The sequence below is a fragment of the Corynebacterium sp. HMSC036D02 genome (assembly GCF_001836165.1).
Lineage (GTDB): Bacteria > Actinomycetota > Actinomycetes > Mycobacteriales > Mycobacteriaceae > Corynebacterium.
Genome location: NZ_KV827669.1, coordinates 1 through 1,151, shown reverse-complemented (window position 1 = coordinate 1,151; position 1,151 = coordinate 1). Strand labels below are relative to the sequence as shown.

Genomic DNA, 1,151 nt, shown 5'->3' with positions numbered 1-1,151 from the left:
ATGCAACGCTGGTTCGGCTTCGAAGACAGGTCAGAGGAACCGGACCCGTCGGAAGAGCCGTTGCCTTCCGGCTCGGTGATCTTGATGTCAATCTCACCGACCTTGTTCTTGTCCTTGTCCTTGACAACAACGGTCGCATCCTGCGGGTCAGTGCCCTTCGGGACGGTCACCGTGATCTCACCGGTGTTCGGGTCAATCTCAACGGTCGCATCCTTAATCGGGTTGCCGTCCTCGCCGATAACCTCACCATTCATACCGTCAGTCGGGTTCTTGACCTTGTCATCCAGCTTCTTGGACTCACCGTCAGCCGGGACCTCATCGATCTTCGAACCCTTATCGATGCTCGGGCCCTCAGATTCCGTACCCGGCTTAGAGTTCTCATCCGCAGGGTTAGTACCCTTCTCGATTTCCTCCTTGTTGGAGGTGCCGTCGCCATCGAAGTCACCGTCCGGATCCAGCAAGGACTTACCGTCCTTACCAACCAAGTCGAAGCCAGCGGTTGCCGAGTTCTTAGAGTCATCCTCGTAGGTGAAGTCAACCTCTACCGACGGACGAACATACGGAGTGAAGATCTCCTTGAACTTCTCCCAGCTGCTATCAATCTCCGGCAGCTTAGAGTCGATCTTCTCGCCGACCTTCTCGTAAGTCGGAGCCGTTGCCGTGACCACACCGGAATCCTTGGCAGTGTCAAAGGTCCAATCCTCAGCGCCCTCAGACGGCTTACCCGTTGCGTCCTTCACAGGAACATCGGTCTTACCCTCAAACGGATCAGACTGCTCAGATGCACCAGCCTCGACGTTCTTACGATCACCGTAGTTCGGAACATTGTTGCCTGCGTCAGTGTCCGGATCAACGATCTTGACATCAATCTCACCGACTGGGTTGCCCTCACCATCAGTGATGACAACCTTGCCATCCTGCGGATCAGTGCCCTCCGGCACCGTCACCTTAACGTTGCCATTCTCATCGATCTCAACCTTAGAGCCCGGGATCTCATTGCCGTCCTTATCGACCAGCTTGCCCGTCTCATCGCCCTTCGGGTTCTCAACCTTGCCAACCGGGTGCTCGCCACCGTCAGCCGGAACCGTGGTGCTCTCACCAGGCGTGACAACCGGGGACTCCGGCTTCTTGTCCGAGTTGTTGTCGTCACG

At 56.5% G+C, this 1,151-nt stretch carries 1 protein-coding gene; it reads right to left on the bottom strand.

Annotated elements, in window-relative coordinates:
* Positions 1–1,151, bottom strand: a 1,151-nt coding sequence (locus HMPREF2743_RS12705) for a hypothetical protein (RefSeq protein WP_168167310.1), incomplete at both ends; no start/stop codon positions are given.